At 37.5% G+C, this 448-nt stretch carries 1 protein-coding gene; it reads right to left on the reverse strand.

Annotated elements, in window-relative coordinates; all coding sequences use genetic code 11:
• Positions 1-258: hypothetical protein (locus RM529_RS17800; RefSeq protein ID WP_311486068.1), on the reverse strand; the 258-nt coding region annotated here is incomplete at its 3' end.
• Positions 259-448 lie beyond the last annotated feature (190 nt).

Consider the following 448-nt stretch of genomic DNA (forward strand, 5'->3'; position numbering starts at 1 on the left):
TTTAAGGTGGAGCATTGGCATAATTTTCATCTGGTTTGGGATGGTTAAATTTTTTGTTGGGCTAAGCCCGGCGGAAGATTTGGCTTCCTCAACCATTTGTACCCTCACCGGCCAATTCTTTCCACAAGGAAGTTGTATGCCTATATTGGCTATTTTTGAAAGCCTTATTGGCATATCCTTGTTATCGGGGAAGTTTTTGAAATGGGCTTTAGGCTTACTTTTCCTGCATATGTTAGGAACTTTTTCAACCTTCTTCATTTTTCCCGAACAAATGTTTTCCCATTTCCCATTTGTATTAACCATGAAAGGTCAGTATGTCATGAAAAATATAATCATACTGGCAGCAGTGATCGGTATTTGGAACTCAACAAGAAAAATGGTGTCCATAAGGGATGATCCCAAAAAATAGAATGTGCTGCAAACAATTTTTTAAAGCCTAGTTTAAATA

It is taken from the genome of Autumnicola edwardsiae (genome assembly GCF_031846505.1).
GTDB lineage: Bacteria > Bacteroidota > Bacteroidia > Flavobacteriales > Flavobacteriaceae > Autumnicola > Autumnicola edwardsiae.